Here is a 16,502-nt window from a genome sequence, read left to right on the forward strand (position 1 = left end):
ATGACCACCGCGACGCCTCCGCCGGAAGCCGCTTCTGCGGCGACACTGTCAGTGGGACAACGTCTTTCACAGGTTCGCAGATTTGCCGCCACCCCGCAGGCCAAGCCTGCCTGGTTGGGTTTTCTGGGGGCGGTGCTGATCACCACGGGAGGGTTGGGAGCCGGCAGCACGCGCCAGCACGACCCGCTGCTGGAGACGATTCACATGTCGTGGCTGCGCTTCGGCCACGGACTGGTGCTGTCGTCGATCGTGTTGTGGTCGGGCGTGGGCCTGATGCTGATCGCGTGGCTGTGGCTGGGCCGACAGGTGCTCACCGGCGAAGCGACCGAGTTCACCATGCGGGCCACCACCGCGTTCTGGCTGGCGCCGCTGCTGCTGTCGGTGCCCGTCTTCAGCCGGGACACCTACTCCTACCTGGCCCAGGGCGCGCTGTTGCGCGACGGCCTGGATCCCTATGCGGTGGGGCCGGTGGGTAACCCGAATGCGTTGCTGGACGACGTGAGCCCGATCTGGACGATCACTACCGCCCCCTACGGTCCGGCGTTCATTCTGGTGGCCAAGCTCGTCACGATCATCGTCGGCAACAACGTGGTCGCCGGGACCATGCTGTTGCGCTTGTGCATGCTGCCCGGGCTGGCGCTGCTGATTTGGGCGGCCCCGCGCCTGGCCCAGCACCTCGGCGCCAACGGCTCGATTGCGCTGTGGACCTGCGTGCTCAATCCGCTGGTGCTCATCCATCTGATGGGTGGAGTGCACAACGAGATGCTGATGGTGGGCCTGATGGCGGCCGGTATCGCGCTCACCATGCAGCGGCGCCATGTCGCGGGCATCACGCTGATCACGGTGGCGATCGCGGTCAAAGCAACGGCCGGGCTGGCGCTGCCGTTCCTGTTCTGGGTATGGATGCGTCATCTGCGCGATGACCGCGGGTACCGGCCGCCCCGGGCGTTCCTGGTCGCCGCCGCGGCGTCGCTGCTGATATTCGTGGCGGTGTTCGCGGTGCTGTCCGCGGTGGCCGGCGTCGGACTGGGGTGGCTCACGGCGCTGGCGGGCTCGGTGAAGATCATCAACTGGTTGACCGTGCCGACGGGAGCGGCGAACCTCATCCACGCTCTGGGCAGGAACTTCTTCACCTTCGACTTCTACACCTTGCTGCGGATCACCAGATTCATCGGAATCCTGATCATCGCGATGTCGCTGCCGCTGCTGTGGTGGAGGTTCCGGCGCGACGACCGGGCGGTGCTGGCCGGCATCGCCTGGTCGATGCTGATCGTGGTATTGTTCGTCCCCGCCGCCCTGCCGTGGTACTACTCATGGCCGCTGGCGATAGTGGCCCCACTGGCCCAGTCACGGCCGGCAATCGCGGCTATCGCCGGGTTCTCGACCTGGGTCATGGTGATCTTCAAACCCGACGGATCACACGGCATGTATTCCTGGCTGCACGTCGGGCTGGCGACCGCATTCGCACTGCTGGCCTGGTATTCGCTGTACCGGGTGCCGGAGCCGGCTGCCCCTAGGGACGCAACGGAACCCGCTCAATAAGGACCTCGATAAGCCGCTCAATACGCCATAGCCTGGGCGCGACGCACGACTTCGCGCGCCTGGTGGGCGTGGAGCGCATCGACCGGGCGAGCATTGCTCACGACATCGCGTGAGCCGTCGCGGGTAATGGTCAACGACGGGTCGGGGGTGAACAGCCAGCGCACGATCTCGGTATCGCGATAGCCGCCGTCGTGCAAGATCGTCAACAGACCCGGCAGGCTCTTGACCACCTGGCCGGAATTGGTGAAGAACACTTGCGGCACCACCACGCCGCCGGCTCGCCGAACGGCGACCAGGTGACCTTCGCGCAGCTGCTGGTGCACCTTGCTGATCGGCACACCAAGAAGCTCGGCGACCCGGGACAGGTCGTAGGTTGGCTCGCTGGGATCCAGAACATCATCGCCGGCCGGAATGCTGCCCACGGCGCAAGTGTAGAGCTTGGTGCACGTTGTCTCATCCGATTCGCGCCGGCACCTACGATGGCCCCGTGGCTGAAGCTGAAGTGCCCGGCTCCTTCTCGGGCCGTGCCGGCCCGCATCGTCACCGAGCTGAAGCTGAAGTGCCCGGCTCCTTCTCGGGCCGTGCCGGCCCGCATCGTCACCGAGCCGAAGCTGAAGTGCCCGGCTCGGGCCGTGCCGGCCCGCATCGTCACCGAGCCGAAGCTGAAGTGCCCGGCTCGGGCCGTGCCGGCCCGCATCGTCACCGAGCCGAAGCCGGCACCTCGGATCCGTTGGACAGCATGCTGCTGGACGGCCGATACCTGGTCCAGGCCAAGATCGCCAGCGGCGGGACCTCGACGGTCTACCGCGGTCTTGACGTCCGGCTGGACCGCCCCGTCGCCCTGAAGGTGATGGACTCCCGCTATGCGGGCGACGAACAGTTTCTCACCCGCTTCCAACTCGAGGCCCGCACGGTCGCCCGGTTGAAGAACTCCGGACTGGTTGCTGTCTATGACCAGGGACTGGATGCCCGGCACCCGTTTCTGGTGATGGAACTCGTCGAAGGCGGCACGCTGCGCGAACTGCTGGCCGAACGAGGACCGATGCCCCCGCATGCCGTGGTGGCCGTGTTGCGCCCGGTGTTGGGCGGGCTGGCAGCCGCGCATCGGGCCGGCCTGGTGCACCGCGACGTCAAGCCCGAAAACGTGTTGATCTCCGATGACGGCGAGGTCAAGATCGCCGATTTCGGATTGGTCCGGGCCGTCGCGGTCGCTGGAATCACTTCGGCAAGCGTCATTTTGGGCACCGCAGCGTATTTGTCTCCCGAGCAGGTGCGCGACGGACGGGCCGGGCCCCGCAGCGATGTCTACTCCGCCGGAATTCTCACCTACGAGTTGCTCACCGGACAGACGCCGTTCAGCGGCGACTCGGCATTGTCGATCGCCTATCAACGGCTGGACCGCGACGTGCCGCCACCTAGCTCTGTAATCGATGGTGTGCCAAGTCAATTCGACGAATTTGTGGCCTGCGCGACCGCCCGTGACCCTGCCGAAAGATACGCCGACGCCGTCGAGATGGGCGCCGCTCTCGAGTCGATCACCGAGGAGTTGGCACTCCCGGACTTTCGGGTGCCTGCGCCGCGCAACTCGGCCCAGCACCGGTCGGCCGTGCTTTATCGCAGCCGGATCGCTCAGCAGCCGCGGCCACCGGTTCGTCACCCGACTCGCGAACTGACCCGAGAACCGGGGAGCTGGGCCGCGCCGGTATCGGAGGCCCGCCCGGATGCCGAACCGGAAGGATACGAACAGCAGCCGGTGTCAGGGCAATTCGCCGGCATCTCGATGGACGAATTCGTCTGGGCGCGACAGCATGCCCGCCGAATGGTGCTGATCTGGGTGGCGGTGGTGCTCGCGATCACCGGGCTGGTCGCGACCGCGGCCTGGACGATCGGCAGCAATCTGAGCGGACTGCTGTAACACACCGCGAGCTGGGCCACCTCCCGTTTGCGAGCAGACGCAAAATCCTCGAAAACCCCTATGTTTTACCGGATTTCGCGTCTGCTCAGCAACCTAGTCGCGCAGCATCTCGGCCACCAGGAAGGCCAGTTCCAGCGATTGCTGGGTATTGAGCCGCGGATCACACGCGGTCTCGTACCGACCGGCCAGATCGCTGTCCGAAATGTCTTGTGCGCCACCGAGACACTCGGTGACATCTTCACCGGTGATCTCGACATGGATGCCGCCGGGGTGGGTGCCCAGGGCGCGATGCACCTCGAAAAAGCCCTGTACTTCATCGACGATGCGATCGAAGTGCCGGGTCTTGTACCCCGTGGAGGACTCATGGGTGTTGCCGTGCATCGGGTCACACTGCCAGATCACCTGGTGACCGGTGGCCTGCACCTTCTCGATGATCCGCGGCAGCAGGTCACGGACCTTGTTGTTGCCCAGCCTGCTGACCAGCGTCAGCCGGCCCGGCTTGTTGTGCGGGTCGAGCCGCTCGACGTACTCAACTGCCAGCTCGGGTGTCATCGTCGGGCCGATCTTGACCCCGATCGGGTTGGCGATCACCTCGGCGAACGCGATATGCGCGCCGTCGAGTTGCCTGGTCCGCTCGCCGATCCACACGGTGTGCGCCGACAGGTCATACAGTTGCGGTTCGCCATTCTCCCCTTCGGACAGCCGCAGCATGGCCCGCTCGTAGTCGAGCACCAATGCCTCATGGCTGGCATAGATCTCGGCGGTCTGCAGATTGCGGTCGGCCACCCCGCAGGCGCTCATGAACCGCAGGCCCCGATCGATCTCGGTGGCCAGCGCCTCATAACGCGCGCCGGCCGGCGAGGTCCTGACGAATTCCCGGTTCCAGTCGTGGACCAGGTGCAGCGACGCCAGGCCCGACGACGTCAACGCTCGCACCAGGTTCATCGCCGCACTGGCATTGGCGTAGGCCCGCACCAGCCGCGACGCGTCGTGCTCGCGCACCGCCGCGTCCGGGGCGAAGCCGTTGATCATGTCTCCGCGATAAGACTTCAAACCCAGCGCATCGATATCGGCCGACCGCGGTTTGGCGTACTGACCGGCGATGCGGGCCACCTTCACCACCGGCATGCTGGCGCCGTAAGTCAGCACCACGGCCATCTGCAGCAGCGCGCGGATGTTGCCGCGGATGTGGGGTTCGGTGTTGTCGACAAACGTCTCCGCGCAGTCACCGCCTTGTAAGAGGAATGCCTCACCCTTGGCGACCTGTGCCAGATGTTCCTGCAGGCGGACGATCTCGGATGGCACCGTCACCGGCGGAACGCTTTCGAGCACCGTGCGCATCGCCAACGCCTGGTCCGCGGGCCAACTGGGCTGCTGGGCGGCGGGCTTGGCCAGCGCGGCGTCCAGCCGGGTGCGCAAGTCGGCGGGCAGCGGCGGCAACGGTGGCAGCTGGTCGATCGGAATGTCGACGGTCCAGTTCATCGGTACATGGTAACCGGGTTGAGGCTTGCGCTGATCAGGGCGAACGTCGCCGTCAATCCCGTCCGCCCGCCGGGTTTGGTCGCCGGTCTGGCCCGCTGGCCGCCCGTACCCGGGAGCGGCTCGGCGTGCCCCCACCGTGTGCCGGACGCGGGCCGGCATTGCCCGCCGAGGTGATGATCCGGAATCGTCGCAACTGGTCGCGCGCGTCGACCAGCGCGTCGTGAGCATCACGCGACCGCGCCGGCAGGCGCGGGCATCCGCAGTCCTCCCATAGTTGCCGCAGTTCCCGAGTGAAGCGAGGTATCGCCGTTGGCAGCTCCGGCATCGGACCCCACAACTGACACAGGGCGACGTGGTCGTAGGCGCCCACCCAGGCCCACAGCTCGATCGGGTCGTCGCCGTCGACACCGAGGAACTCCTCCAGGTCGCGGCGGATCTGTCGGCGCGAGCGCCACACCTGCGAACCCGGCGACGGCAGCTTCGGCAGGACATGGGAACGAACCCAGCTGCCGGCACGCTGTGGGTCGAACTCCGTGGAGACGGCGTAGTACTCGCGGCCGTCCTCGGCGACTATCCCGATGGAGATCAAATCGATGGTGCGGCCGTCTTCGATGAATTCGGTGTCATAGAAGTACCGCACATCGCAGTTTATCCGGGCAGGCTATCGCGCGGTCAGCAGGCGTTCGGCAGCCTTCGGCGGCGGCGCCGGATGGATGTCGAGGTCCAACCGTGCGTCCACGGCGTGCTCGTCGGGCCGTCGCGGGGTTCCGGCGATCGCACATTGCAGCCACAGCTTGGCCCGTACCACGGGGCGGCGCAGGGTACGTTCACGCTGCAGGGCACGGCGCATCTTGTCCGGCCGGGCGCTGTATCGCCACCGTGCCCACGGGGCATGCGGACGCGACAACCGGATTGCGCCGACGATCAGCAGCACCACGATGAACATGCCGAGCAGCCCCGTCCACACCTTGCCCTTGAACAGGACCACCACCGCCAACGGCAGCGTCAGCACCACGCCGCCGACCAGCGCGGCATGCAGCATCACGGAATGGGTATCCGACCACATCGCCAGGACAAACATCAGCGGATGGAATCCCAGGGTCAACAGCCCGGCCACGGCTACGGCGGCGAAGACCGCGTCCACCGAGGTGCGTCCGTCTTCCTCCCAGTAGACGTCGGACAGATGCAGGATCAACGCGTACTCGTCGAGCACCAGTGCCGCGCCGATTCCGAAAAATGTCGCCGACGCCGCGAATTCGGGTGCGCGTCCGTCGACGGACAGCGTCACCAGCGCCAGCCCGGAGACCATCACCACCAGCACACCGACGGCCACATGGTGGACGTGTACGGACCCGATGTAGATATCGCGGGGCTGCCACCAGCTGGGCGGTGGCGCATCGCCGGGGCGGCGACGGATGATGCGGGCGAAGGTGCGCGTCACAAAGAAGGTCAGGATGAACGCCACCAGGCAGCACAGCAGGGGCAGTCGGCCACGGTCGATGATGTCATGCTGCAGCCATTGGAGCACTCCACAAAAACTACGCCTGCCGGCGCAGGCGAGGCCTAAGCGGCCTGAGCCCCCGCTGTGGCGGCACGCGACCGCGTCGGTAACGATTAGGCTGTCTTTGACATGAGTACATGGCGGTCGCCCGAGCTGGGCAGTCGACTCGGGCGGGTCTCGTTATGGTGCCTGCTTGGGCTGGTGGCCGCCGGGGCGCTGGGCTACGTGGCCTGGCGGTTGTTCGGACACATCCCCTACCGCATCGACATCGACATCTATCAGATGGGCGGCCAGGCGTGGTTGGACGGGCGCCCGCTGTACAGCGGCGACGTGAAGTTCCACACACCCATCGGGCTGGACCTCCCGTTCACCTATCCCCCGCTGGCCGCGGTGGTGTTCAGCCCATTCGCCTGGTTGAAGATGCCGGCCGCCAGTATCGCGATCACGCTGCTGACGCTGGTGGTGCTGATCGTGTCGACGATGGTCGTGCTGACCGCCCTGAACGTATGGCCCACCTCTGCGCTGCTGCCTGGTCCGGCCTGGGTGCGCCGGCTGTGGTTGGCGATGATCATCGTGGCTCCGGCGTCGATCTGGCTGGAGCCGCTGAGTTCCAACTTCGCCTTCGGCCAGATCAACGCCGTGCTGATGACCTTGGTGATCCTCGATTGTTTCCCGCGCCGCACGCCGTGGCCGCGGGGCCTGCTGCTCGGCTTGGGGATAGCGCTGAAGCTGACTCCGGCGGTGTTTCTGCTTTACTTCCTGCTGCGCCGGGACGGCCGGGCGGCGCTGACAGCCGTGGCGTCCTTCGCGGCTGCGACGGTGGCCGGCTTCGCCCTGGCGTGGCGTGATTCCCGCGAGTACTGGACCCATACCCTGCACCACACCGATCGGATCGGTTCGGCTTCGTTGAACACCGACCAGAACATTGCGGGTGCGCTGGCTCGGCTGCCGATCGGCGAGCACGAAAGCTTCCTGCTATGGGTGGCCCTGTCGCTGGTCGTGCTGGTTGCGACGGTATGGGCGATGCGCAGAGTGCTGCGGGCCGACGAACCGGCCCTGGCCGTGATTTGCGTGGCGTTGTTCGGCTTGGTGGTTTCACCGGTTTCGTGGTCCCACCACTGGGTGTGGATGCTGCCGGCGGTTCTGGTGACCGGGGTGCTGGCCTGGCGACGGCGGAATACGGCGCTGGCCGTGGTCACCGCCGCCGGGGTGGCGCTGATGAGATGGACGCCGATCGATCTGCTGCCCAAGCACCGGGAGGCCACCGCGGAGTGGTGGCGTCAGCTCGCCGGGATGTCCTACGTGTGGTGGGCGCTGGCGGTCATCGTCGTTGCCGGCCTCACCGTGACGGCCCGGCTGACGACGGAGCCCTCGCCCGAGCCGGGGCGGACCCCGGTGTCGACGGCCGCGGCCTGATCAGCCGGCAGCGGTCTCGGGGATCCTGGCGGCGTCCTTCGGGCCGGGATGAGCCCCCGCCCCGTTGCTGCCGCCTTTGACGCTGGCTGCGTAGATATCGACGTACTCCTGACCGGAAAGCCCCATCAGCTCGTACATCACCTCGTCGGTGACGGCCCGTTCGATGAAGTGGTTGCCGGCCAGCCCCTCGAACCGGGTGAAATCCATCGGCTTGCCGAAACGAACGGTCACCCGGCCGAACCGCAACATCTTCTTGCCCGGCGGGTTGACGACATTGGTGCCGATCATCGCCACCGGAATCACCGGAACCCCGGTGTGCAGCGCCAGCCGCGCCAGGCCGGTCTTTCCCTTGTAGAGGCGACCGTCGGGCGACCGGGTGCCTTCGGGGTACATGCCCAGCAGCTTGCCCCGGCGCAGCAAGCCCTCCGCGGTTTCCAGGGCGGCCTGTGCGGCGTCGGCGTTGGTGCGGTCGATGGGCACCTGTCCGGAGACGCTGTAGAACCAGCGGTTGATCCAGCCCTTGAGCCCGGTGCCGGTGAAGTATTCGGCCTTTGCCAGAAACGTGATCCGGCGGCGGACTACCAACGGAAGGTAGAAGCTGTCCGCCACGGCAAGGTGGTTACTGGCGAGGATTGCCGGCCCGGAACTCGGAATGTTTTCTAAGCCTTCGATTTTCGGCCGGCCGAGCAAGATAAACAGCGGGCCCATGAAAACGTACTTGAAAAGGTAGTACCACATGGCCCTCCCTCTCGCCCGCACCGGAACAATGTCTGGGCCAACTGTACCCATCCGCCGAGGCTGCGACCACCTGCGGCGGGCGGCGGCTCACTCCTGCAAACTCACCGGGATGGGCTGGTAGCGCGTTTTCGCACCGGGGTCCGCGGACCCGTTCTCCGGCGGTGTCTCGCTGGTGAGGCCGCCGCCGGGCGGATCCTCCGGCGGCGGTTTCGCCGATCGATCAATGTCGTCGACTATGGCGCGGATCACGTTGAGCAAAGCGACGCTGTGGTTGGCGATCACCGTCAGCAACGGGTGCTGCTCGCCACCGACCACCGCCGCCAGCGCACATACCGGACACCACACCTGTTGGCACTTGGCGGCCGCTTTGCCACCGGTCGACCCGGATGCCATCGCGGCCGCGGCGCGCATCGCGGGGTCGATCGCATCCAGGATTGCCTGCGCAAGCTTGCGCAGTTCGGGACCAACCTCGGCATGAACCCCGGTCACGTCGGCCACACCTCCGGATTGGGTCGAAATCGAACGGTCAGCTCGCTGCCCCGCAGTTGCGCGTCCAGCACCGTGCATCTGCGCAGTACGGACGCCAATCGAACTCTGCGCCGCACCCCGCCGGCACGGATGATCAGGTCGTCGTCTGCGCGGCCCAACGATAGCGAACCTGGATCGAGCTGGGGCAACGCTAGCCGCAGACGATATACCGACTCAAGCCCCGACCCGGATTCCAGGTCCACAATAGGGCGCAGCGGGCCCGGCGGCGCCGAGCCTCGGCGTCGGCGGGCACTGTCGAGCAGACCGCCCAGCGCCTTCGGGCCGATCGGCTCGCCGGACAGGTGCGGAACCAGCACCAGCGCCAGGTCACCGATGGTGGCGTCGAGTTCTTGTAGGACGGCGCGTTGCTCGGAGATGCGTTCGGCATACCAGTAGAAGGCGGGGTGGTCGGGAAGACTGCGGTACTCGTAGGTCTCGTCCCGGACTAGGACCTGATTGATCAGCAGCTCTTCGACGCGTATCCCCATCAGCGCCAATGAACCCAGTGTGCGGGCTGCCTCGGCGGCTACCACCCGCTCCGGGGTCAGCACCAGATGGGCGCCGACCAGGTCACCGTCGGTCAACAAGGCGCTGAGCCGGTCCACGCTGGCGCTGGTGCGCTCCAGCAACTCCACCAGCGCGGCGGATCGGTTGTCGTCGATGGCGAGCCTGCGATGCCGCGGCCACGCACGCTCCACGTACAGCCCGAAGGTCGCCGGCAGCGTCAACATTCGCAGCGCATCCGCGGTCGAGGCGCAGTCGACGACGACGCGATCCCAACGTCCGCTGGTGGCAAGCTCGCCGACGGCGTGCAGCCCGAGCACCTCCTGAATCCCGGGCAACGCCGAGAGTTCCTCTGGCGCAACGCTACTCAGCTCGGAACCGGGGAATCGCCGGTCCAGGGCGTCGACGACGTCTCGCCATCGATCCTCGAGCAGCGCCAAGGTGTCCAGCGCCAAGGCGTCGAGGAAACCGCCGTCGGACCCGGATCGCCCGGTTTCGAGATCGGCGAGAACGCGGACCGGCTCACCCCGGCCGGTCGGCGGCACCGAGATGCCAAGCACATCACCCAGCGAGTGCGCCTGGTCGGTGGATACCAGCAGCACTCGCTGTCCAGCACCGGAATCGCAAACCGCGGTGGCGGCCGCTAGTGTGGATTTTCCTACCCCGCCTTTACCGACGAAGAGACTGATCCGGGCCGGGGCTGACGCCCGGAATTCACTGGACTCACTCAGCCTCGACTCGTTTCTTCAGATCCTTCAACGCGCCGTCGATCAACCTGCGTTCGGCTTTGCGCTTGAGCATCCCGATCATCGGGACGGCGAGGTCGACGGCGAGCTCATAGGTCACGTCAGTTCCAGAACCGTTGGGCTCCAAGATATATGAACCTTCGAGAGACTTCAGCAAGGAGCTGGATTCCAGAGTCCAGCTCAGCGACTGGCGGTCCGCCGGCCACTGGTAGGCCATGATCAAGGTGTCCCGGAAGATGGTTGCGTCCATCAACATCCGGGCCCGTTGCGGGTATCCCTCGTCGTCAGCCTCCAAGACCTCTACTTCCTTGTACTCCGAAATCCATTCCGGGTAAGCCTCGATGTCGGCGATCGCCTTCATCACCTCGCCTGGAGCCGCGTCGATGTAGATCGTCTGCCTCGTCTTGTCCGCCACCTGGCCAATCCCTTTCCCGTTTCCTCGCACTGCGCATCGATTCCTCGGGAATACCCGTCATTCGGCACAAACGCTACTCCCGATGCCCAGCTTGAGCCCCTCTCGAGCCCACTCGACCCGGTTAAACTACCGGAGAAACCCCGACGGGGCGTGCTTGTTCCAATGTGGTTTTGACCTCGAACGCCATTTTCTTCGCTGCCACCCGGCGGCGGTGCGTGATTTTGGCCAGATTCATCCGGGCCAGTTGCCAGGCCGCCGCCGCGGTCGGTTCGGCGTGCAGGAAATAGTGCAGCACCACCCCGTCCATCGACGGTTCCAGCCAGATTTCCATGGTGCCGGTCAGGGCGCCGGTAACCGCCCACCTGATGCCCTTGTCGGCTCGGTCCTCGGTGACCTCCAGCCGCAGATCAGGCCACCACCGGCGCCAATTCGACGGGTCGGCGATCGCAGCTCCCACCCGTGTGCCATCCGCGGCGACATATGTCTGGTCCGCGATCTGGATGCTGTTCATAGCCACAGCTTCACACAGCCGCGTAGCGACGGCCAACGGCACTCGGCTCGGTCCGGGAAACCACCAGAACAGCAATCACCTGGCTCCCCCTAATGCCCCAGTAGGCTGGGACGAGGGGGTCTACCCGCAAAAACATCAGTTGGAGCGAGGTCAACAAGGTGCGTCAGTACAGTGTCCCTGCCCACTTTTCCGTCGGCGAGCGCGACAACGTCGCGGCCATGGTATTCGAGCACGAGCGCGACGATCCCGGGTACGTCATCTACCAACGCCTTGTCGACGGCGCCTGGACCGACGTGACCTGCGCCGAGGCGGCGCATCAGATCCGTGGTGCGGCATCGGGTTTGATCGCGATCGGGGTACAGGCCGGTGATCGGGTGTCGATCTTTTCGGCCACCCGCTACGAGTGGGCGATCCTGGACCTGGCCATCCTGGCGGTGGGTGCGGTCACGGTGCCGATCTACGAGACGTCGTCGGCCGAGCAGGTCCGCTGGGTGCTGCAAGACTCGGGAGCCGTGCTGGCGTTCGCCGAAACCGACGCGCATGCCGCGATGGTCTCCGAGTTGGCCGGCGACCTGCACGCATTGCGCCGGGTGTTGCATATCGACGGTTCCGGCCGCAAGGCGCTCGACCAGCTCGAAGAGGAGGGCGCGTCGGTTGACCCGGCGGAACTGACCGCGCGCCTCGAGGCGATGCGGGCCGGCGACGCGGCCACCCTGATCTACACCTCGGGCACCACCGGACGGCCCAAAGGCTGTCAGCTCACCCATTCCAACCTGCTCCACGAGATCCGCGGCACCCGGGAATGCCTGCCCACGCTGTTGCGCCCGGGACAGCGGCTGCTGGTGTTCTTGCCGCTCGCCCACGTGCTGGCCCGGTCGCTGACGCTGTCGGCGTTCGCCAGCAAAGTGACCGTGGGGTTCACCAGCGATATCAGGAACCTGCTGCCGCTGTTCGCGGTGTTCAAACCCACGGTGGTGGTCTCGGTGCCCCGGGTTTTCGAGAAGGTGTACAACACCGCCGAGCAGAATGCCGTCAACGACGGCAAGGGAGCAATCTTCAAACGCGCCGCGCAGACCGCGGTCGATTGGAGCCGGGCCTGCGACGGCGGCGGCCCGGGTCTGCTGCTGCGCGCCAAACATGCCGTTTTCGACCGGCTGGTCTATCACAAATTCCGCGCGGCGCTCGGGGGTGACTGCCATGCGGCGGTCTCCGGCGGTGCGCCGCTGGGCGCGCGGCTGGGCCACTTCTACCGCGGCGTGGGCTTGACCATCTACGAGGGCTACGGTCTGACCGAGACCAGCGCGGCGATCACCGTCAACCAGGTGGGTGCCCTCAAGATCGGGACGGTGGGAAAGCTGGTGCCCGGCAACAGCTTACGCATCGCCGGCGACCAGGAGCTGTTGGTACGCGGCGGCGTGGTGTTCAGCGGCTATTGGCGCAACGAGCAGGCCACCGAGGAGGCCTTCACCGACGGCTGGTTCCGCACCGGTGATCTGGGCGCGATCGACGAGGACGGCTTCTTGAGCATCACGGGCCGCAAGAAGGAGCTCATCGTCACCGCCGGCGGTAAGAATGTCGCCCCCGCCGTGTTGGAGGACCAGCTGCGGGCACACCCGATGATCAGTCAGGCAATGGTGGTAGGAGATGCCAAGCCGTTCATCGGCGCGCTGATCACCATCGACCCGGAGGCGTTCGTCGGCTGGAAGCAGCGTAACAGCAAGCCCGCCGACGCGTCGGTGGGCGACTTGGCCATCGACCCCGACCTGGTGGCCGAAATCGATGCCGCCGTTAAACAGGCGAACCTGGCGGTGTCGCATGCCGAGTCGATCCGCAAGTTCCGCATTCTGGGTGTGGACTTCACCGAGGACACCGGCGAATTGACACCGACGATGAAGGTCAAACGCAAAGTGGTGGCCGAGAAGTTCGCCGACGAGATCGAGGCGATCTATACCAGCGGCTAGCCGCCGAGCAGGCCGGCCAGCCGGATCGCCAGTGTGTCCCAGCGCCAGTTGGCCGTTACCCATTGCCGGCCGGCAGCGCCCATGGCGGCGGCACGGTCGCGATCGGTCAGCAAGTCGGCGACGGCATCGGCCACCTCGTCCACCGAGGTGCCGTCGACGACCAACCCAGTCTTGTTGTGCCGCACGGTTTCCGGCGCTCCGCCCGACTGGCCGGCGATTACCGGCACGCCGCTTGCCGACGCCTCGAGAAACACGATCCCCAGGCCCTCCACGTCCAATCCGGCACCGCGGGTCCGGCACGGCATCGCGAACACGTCGGCTACCGCATGATGCGCCGGTAGTTCGTCGCCCGGCACGCCTCCGGTGAACGTCACATGGTCGGCCACCTGGCGGTCCTTCGCCAGCTTGCGCAGCGCCTGCAGGTAAGGGCCGCCCCCGACGATCATCAGCGCCGCCCCGTCGACGCGCCGGCGGATCGCCGGTAACGCCTTGATCAGCATGTCCTGACCTTTGCGTGGCACCAGCCGGGACACGCACACCACCACGGGCCGCTCGTCCAGCCGGTACCGCTTACGCAGTTCGGCACGTGCGGCCGGGTCCGGCCGGAACCGGTCGCTGTCCACTCCGGGCGGCAGGTATTCCAGCGCCGCGCCGGGTCCGAAGGCGGGTGCGAACCGGGCTTGGGTGTAGCGACTGACGAAGGTCACCACATCGGCGCTGTCCCCGATTCGGCGCAACACCGACCGCGCGACCGGGAGCATAGACCACCCCACTTCATGGCCGTGCGTGCTGGCCACTATCCGGGTGGCGCCGGCCCGGCGCGCACGCGGTGCCAGCAGCGCCAGCGGGGCGGCGGCGCCGAACCAGACGGTATCGATGCCGTACTCGGCGATCAGGCGGCGCATGCGGCTGTCGACGGCCGGGGCGGGCAGCATGAGCGTGCCGGGATGACGCACCACGCGATAGCCGGCTGCACAAGCCGCGTCGTCGTATGCCTGTGCCCCCTTCCATTGCGGTGCGTACACCGTCACCGAGTGCGATCCGGCTTCGACCAGCCGACCGACGAACTCTTCGAGGTAGGACTGAATGCCGCCGCGTCTGGGCGGAAAGTCGTTGGTTACCAGCAGGACCCGGCTCACCTGCGTCAGGCTAATCGGCCAGCCATCCCTGCCAGCGGGCGAGCAGCCCGGCAGGGTCGGTCGCCAGTACGGTGCGCGCGGCGGTTGCGAAGTCCGGGTGTCCGGCACCGCACGCGGCCAGGTAGAGCTCGCGCAACGCGGTCGTCCCGTAGGTCTGCGCGACGAACCTGGCAAACCACCACGCCCGGTCATATGCCAGTGAACGCCGTGGTCCCGCGGTGTCCAGGTCGCTATCTGACGGCAGCGCCAGGGGCAGCGCATCGACGGGGGCCCTGAACGCCGGTCTGGCGACGAAATCGGCCACCCCCTCGATCAGCCAGCGCGGCGCATCGAGCGCGGTGTCGACACGCGCGGCATAGTGAAAAAGCTCATGTGTCAACACAATTCGCAGCGCAGATTGGCTCATGTCGGCTGCGCCCGGCGCGAATACGATCCGTTGGCCGGCGGCGGTCCGGCGGGCGGTATCGACGTGCTCGGCGACGGTCACCGCCGCGATATCGGCCCACTGCGACGCCGGCCCGCCGCCGGCGGCAGTACGGAACTGGTCATCGGAGCCGGCCGCCACCACCGAGATCTCGTGCGGCCAATCGGTGCCCCAGAAATCCGCGACAGCGTCGATCGCGGGACCAAGGTTCGCCGCGACATGGGACAGCAGGCGCTCGCTGTCCGCGCCGCCCAGGCCGATCAGCCAGACGGTGCGACCGCCCACGACCACCGGGGTGAGGCCGGCGTCGTCGACCCGCGCCGCTGAGGGTGCCGCCCAGCCGTCGCGCACCGTAGGGGCCGGCAGAGCGGCTGCCGCAACCAGTTCGGCCACGAAGACGAAGGCCAGCGTGATCGACAGCCACCGGGGCCGGCGGCGAAGCCACGCCACGAGGTGGTCAGTAGCGACGGGCGTCGTAGATCGGACCCGAGGAGGTCATCGGCACTACCCGCACCGGTTGGCCGAAGGTGGACGAGTGGACCATCAGACCGTCGCCGATGTAGATGCCGGCATGTGAGGCGTCGGAATAAAAGGTCAGCACGTCACCGGGCTGCAGGTCCGACAGCGCCACCGGCTGACCACCATGGGCCAGCGCCTGGCTGGAGTGCGGCAGCGCGATCCCGGCTTGCTGGAACGCCCACATGACCAGTCCGGAGCAGTCGAAACCGCCGGGCCCGGCGCCACCCCATGCGTACGGAGTGCCGATCTGGGTCAAGGCCGCCTGCACCACGGTCGCCCGGTCGCCGCCACCGCCGCCGCCCGGAGCCAGGAAAGGTATATCGGACACTCCCCCGGGAGCAGGCGCCTCCCCGGGAGTAGGCGCACCCTCGGGCGGAGCGCCCGGTGGCAGTCCTTCGGGCGCCGGCCCGGGAGCGTCCGGTACCCGCGCCGGAATCGGTCCCGGGTCGGCGAGGGCGGTGCGCTGCTCCGGAGTCAGGGCCTGGTATTGCGACTTCACGACGGCGATCTGCACCTGCAGCTGGCTCTGCTTGTGCTGCAGGTTGGCCCGTACTGCCGCGGCTTGCTCCGCGGCGGACTTGGCATCGGCAGCCGACTTGGCAGAAGCCCGCTCCGCCTTGGCAGCCTGTTCTCCGGCGGCCCGGAAACCGGCCATCTGGGTGGACATTTGACGTGCCATCACCCGCTGCACCGAGAGACCGTCGATCAGCAGCTGCGGCGATTCCGCCGTCAAGATCGCATCCAAGCCGTTGGTGCGGCCACCCATGTAGGTGGCGGCCGCGACCTTGTTGACGGCGATCTGGAAGGTGGCCAGGCGCGCTTTCGCGGCGGCCAGCGCGGCCTGGTCGTCGGCGAGCTTCTTTTCCGCGGCCTGCTGCGCCGCAAGCTTCGCGTTCAGGTCGAGTTCTGCGCTGTGCATCGCCTCGGTGGTCTGTTCGGCCTGCCGCGATAGCTCGTTGAGTTTCGCCAGCGCGTCGTCGGCGGGGTCGGCCACCGCATTCGCGGCCAGGATGCCGGACAACACGGTGAAGCTCACCAACGAGCCGACTGCGGACCGCTTGATGACGCGCGCGATCGAATGCCTACAGTCGAGCCTCAAGATTTGCTTCCTTAAACTGCCATCGGCCTAGCGCCGTCGAGCTGGTTTAGGTCTCAAACAGG

Annotated in this window: 15 protein-coding genes and 1 pseudogene; 4 read left to right on the forward strand and 12 right to left on the reverse strand. The window is 66.9% G+C overall.

Annotated features, from left to right (window positions below; translation table 11 throughout):
- Positions 1-1,542, forward strand: coding sequence for an alpha-(1->6)-mannopyranosyltransferase A (locus tag MKAN_RS02685; RefSeq protein WP_023364852.1), 1,542 nt, complete (start codon positions 1-3; stop codon positions 1,540-1,542).
- A gap of 17 nt (positions 1,543-1,559) precedes the next feature.
- Here the strand turns inward: MKAN_RS02685 and MKAN_RS02690 are convergent, their stop codons facing one another.
- On the reverse strand, positions 1,560-1,964 hold the full coding sequence (locus MKAN_RS02690; protein WP_023364854.1) for an Rv2175c family DNA-binding protein: 405 nt from the start codon (positions 1,962-1,964) through the stop codon (positions 1,560-1,562).
- Positions 1,965-2,281: 317 nt separating this feature from the next.
- On the opposite strand from MKAN_RS02690, the gene MKAN_RS02695 reads away from it, so the two are divergent.
- Positions 2,282-3,457: a protein kinase domain-containing protein gene (locus MKAN_RS02695; RefSeq protein ID WP_099184935.1), complete on the forward strand. Its 1,176-nt coding sequence runs from the start codon at positions 2,282-2,284 to the stop codon at positions 3,455-3,457.
- A gap of 93 nt (positions 3,458-3,550) precedes the next feature.
- Here the strand turns inward: MKAN_RS02695 and MKAN_RS02700 are convergent, their stop codons facing one another.
- From MKAN_RS02700 to MKAN_RS02710, 3 genes and pseudogenes are all read right to left on the reverse strand, one after another.
- The gene (locus MKAN_RS02700; RefSeq protein ID WP_023364858.1) at positions 3,551-4,939 is read right to left on the reverse strand and encodes a class II 3-deoxy-7-phosphoheptulonate synthase; all 1,389 of its coding nucleotides are present in this window, start codon (positions 4,937-4,939) and stop codon (positions 3,551-3,553) included.
- Between the two features lie 151 nt (positions 4,940-5,090).
- Positions 5,091-5,579: pseudogene (locus MKAN_RS02705) on the reverse strand (polyadenylate-specific 3'-exoribonuclease AS); the annotation flags it as partial.
- 21 nt (positions 5,580-5,600) lie between these two features.
- Positions 5,601-6,467, reverse strand: coding sequence for a hypothetical protein (locus MKAN_RS02710; protein ID WP_023364862.1), 867 nt, complete (start codon positions 6,465-6,467; stop codon positions 5,601-5,603).
- A 102-nt stretch (positions 6,468-6,569) separates the two neighbouring features.
- Here MKAN_RS02710 and MKAN_RS02715 point away from each other — a divergent pair, with 102 nt between their 5' ends.
- Positions 6,570-7,856: a glycosyltransferase 87 family protein gene (locus tag MKAN_RS02715; protein ID WP_023364864.1), complete on the forward strand. Its 1,287-nt coding sequence runs from the start codon at positions 6,570-6,572 to the stop codon at positions 7,854-7,856.
- Here the strand turns inward: MKAN_RS02715 and MKAN_RS02720 are convergent, their stop codons facing one another.
- The 5 genes from MKAN_RS02720 to MKAN_RS02740 form a co-directional block, all read right to left on the reverse strand.
- Positions 7,857-8,594: a lysophospholipid acyltransferase family protein gene (locus tag MKAN_RS02720; RefSeq protein ID WP_023364866.1), complete on the reverse strand. Its 738-nt coding sequence runs from the start codon at positions 8,592-8,594 to the stop codon at positions 7,857-7,859.
- Positions 8,595-8,681: 87 nt separating this feature from the next.
- Positions 8,682-9,083 (reverse strand): hypothetical protein, encoded by a 402-nt coding sequence (locus MKAN_RS02725; RefSeq protein ID WP_036393426.1) that lies wholly within the window; start codon positions 9,081-9,083, stop codon positions 8,682-8,684.
- Positions 9,080-10,357 carry an ArsA family ATPase gene (locus MKAN_RS02730; RefSeq protein ID WP_080673993.1) on the reverse strand — a complete coding sequence of 426 codons (1,278 nt, stop codon included), beginning with the start codon at positions 10,355-10,357 and terminating at the stop codon, positions 9,080-9,082. Before MKAN_RS02730 ends, MKAN_RS02725 begins: the two co-directional genes overlap by 4 nt.
- Complete coding sequence (locus MKAN_RS02735; RefSeq protein WP_023364872.1) at positions 10,350-10,787, reverse strand: SRPBCC family protein; 438 nt, start codon at positions 10,785-10,787, stop codon at positions 10,350-10,352. Before MKAN_RS02735 ends, MKAN_RS02730 begins: the two co-directional genes overlap by 8 nt.
- A 121-nt stretch (positions 10,788-10,908) precedes the next feature.
- The gene (locus MKAN_RS02740) at positions 10,909-11,298 is read right to left on the reverse strand and encodes a hypothetical protein (RefSeq protein ID WP_023364874.1); all 390 of its coding nucleotides are present in this window, start codon (positions 11,296-11,298) and stop codon (positions 10,909-10,911) included.
- A gap of 158 nt (positions 11,299-11,456) precedes the next feature.
- Between MKAN_RS02740 and MKAN_RS02745 the strand changes: the two genes are divergently transcribed.
- Complete coding sequence (locus MKAN_RS02745) at positions 11,457-13,259, forward strand: AMP-dependent synthetase/ligase (protein ID WP_023364876.1); 1,803 nt, start codon at positions 11,457-11,459, stop codon at positions 13,257-13,259.
- On the opposite strand, the gene pimB is transcribed toward MKAN_RS02745, so the two are convergent.
- The 3 genes from pimB to ripC form a co-directional block, all read right to left on the reverse strand.
- The gene (gene pimB, locus MKAN_RS02750) at positions 13,256-14,398 is read right to left on the reverse strand and encodes a GDP-mannose-dependent alpha-(1-6)-phosphatidylinositol monomannoside mannosyltransferase (protein WP_023364878.1); all 1,143 of its coding nucleotides are present in this window, start codon (positions 14,396-14,398) and stop codon (positions 13,256-13,258) included. The two genes, MKAN_RS02745 and pimB, sit on opposite strands and share 4 nt — an antisense overlap.
- A 10-nt stretch (positions 14,399-14,408) precedes the next feature.
- On the reverse strand, positions 14,409-15,173 hold the full coding sequence (locus tag MKAN_RS02755) for a hypothetical protein (protein WP_042313248.1): 765 nt from the start codon (positions 15,171-15,173) through the stop codon (positions 14,409-14,411).
- Positions 15,174-15,279: 106 nt separating this feature from the next.
- A complete protein-coding gene (ripC, locus tag MKAN_RS02760) occupies positions 15,280-16,440 on the reverse strand; it encodes a peptidoglycan hydrolase RipC (protein ID WP_023364882.1) in 1,161 nt (386 codons plus the stop codon).
- Positions 16,441-16,502 lie beyond the last annotated feature (62 nt).

The sequence above is a fragment of the Mycobacterium kansasii ATCC 12478 genome (assembly GCF_000157895.3).
Lineage (GTDB): Bacteria > Actinomycetota > Actinomycetes > Mycobacteriales > Mycobacteriaceae > Mycobacterium > Mycobacterium kansasii.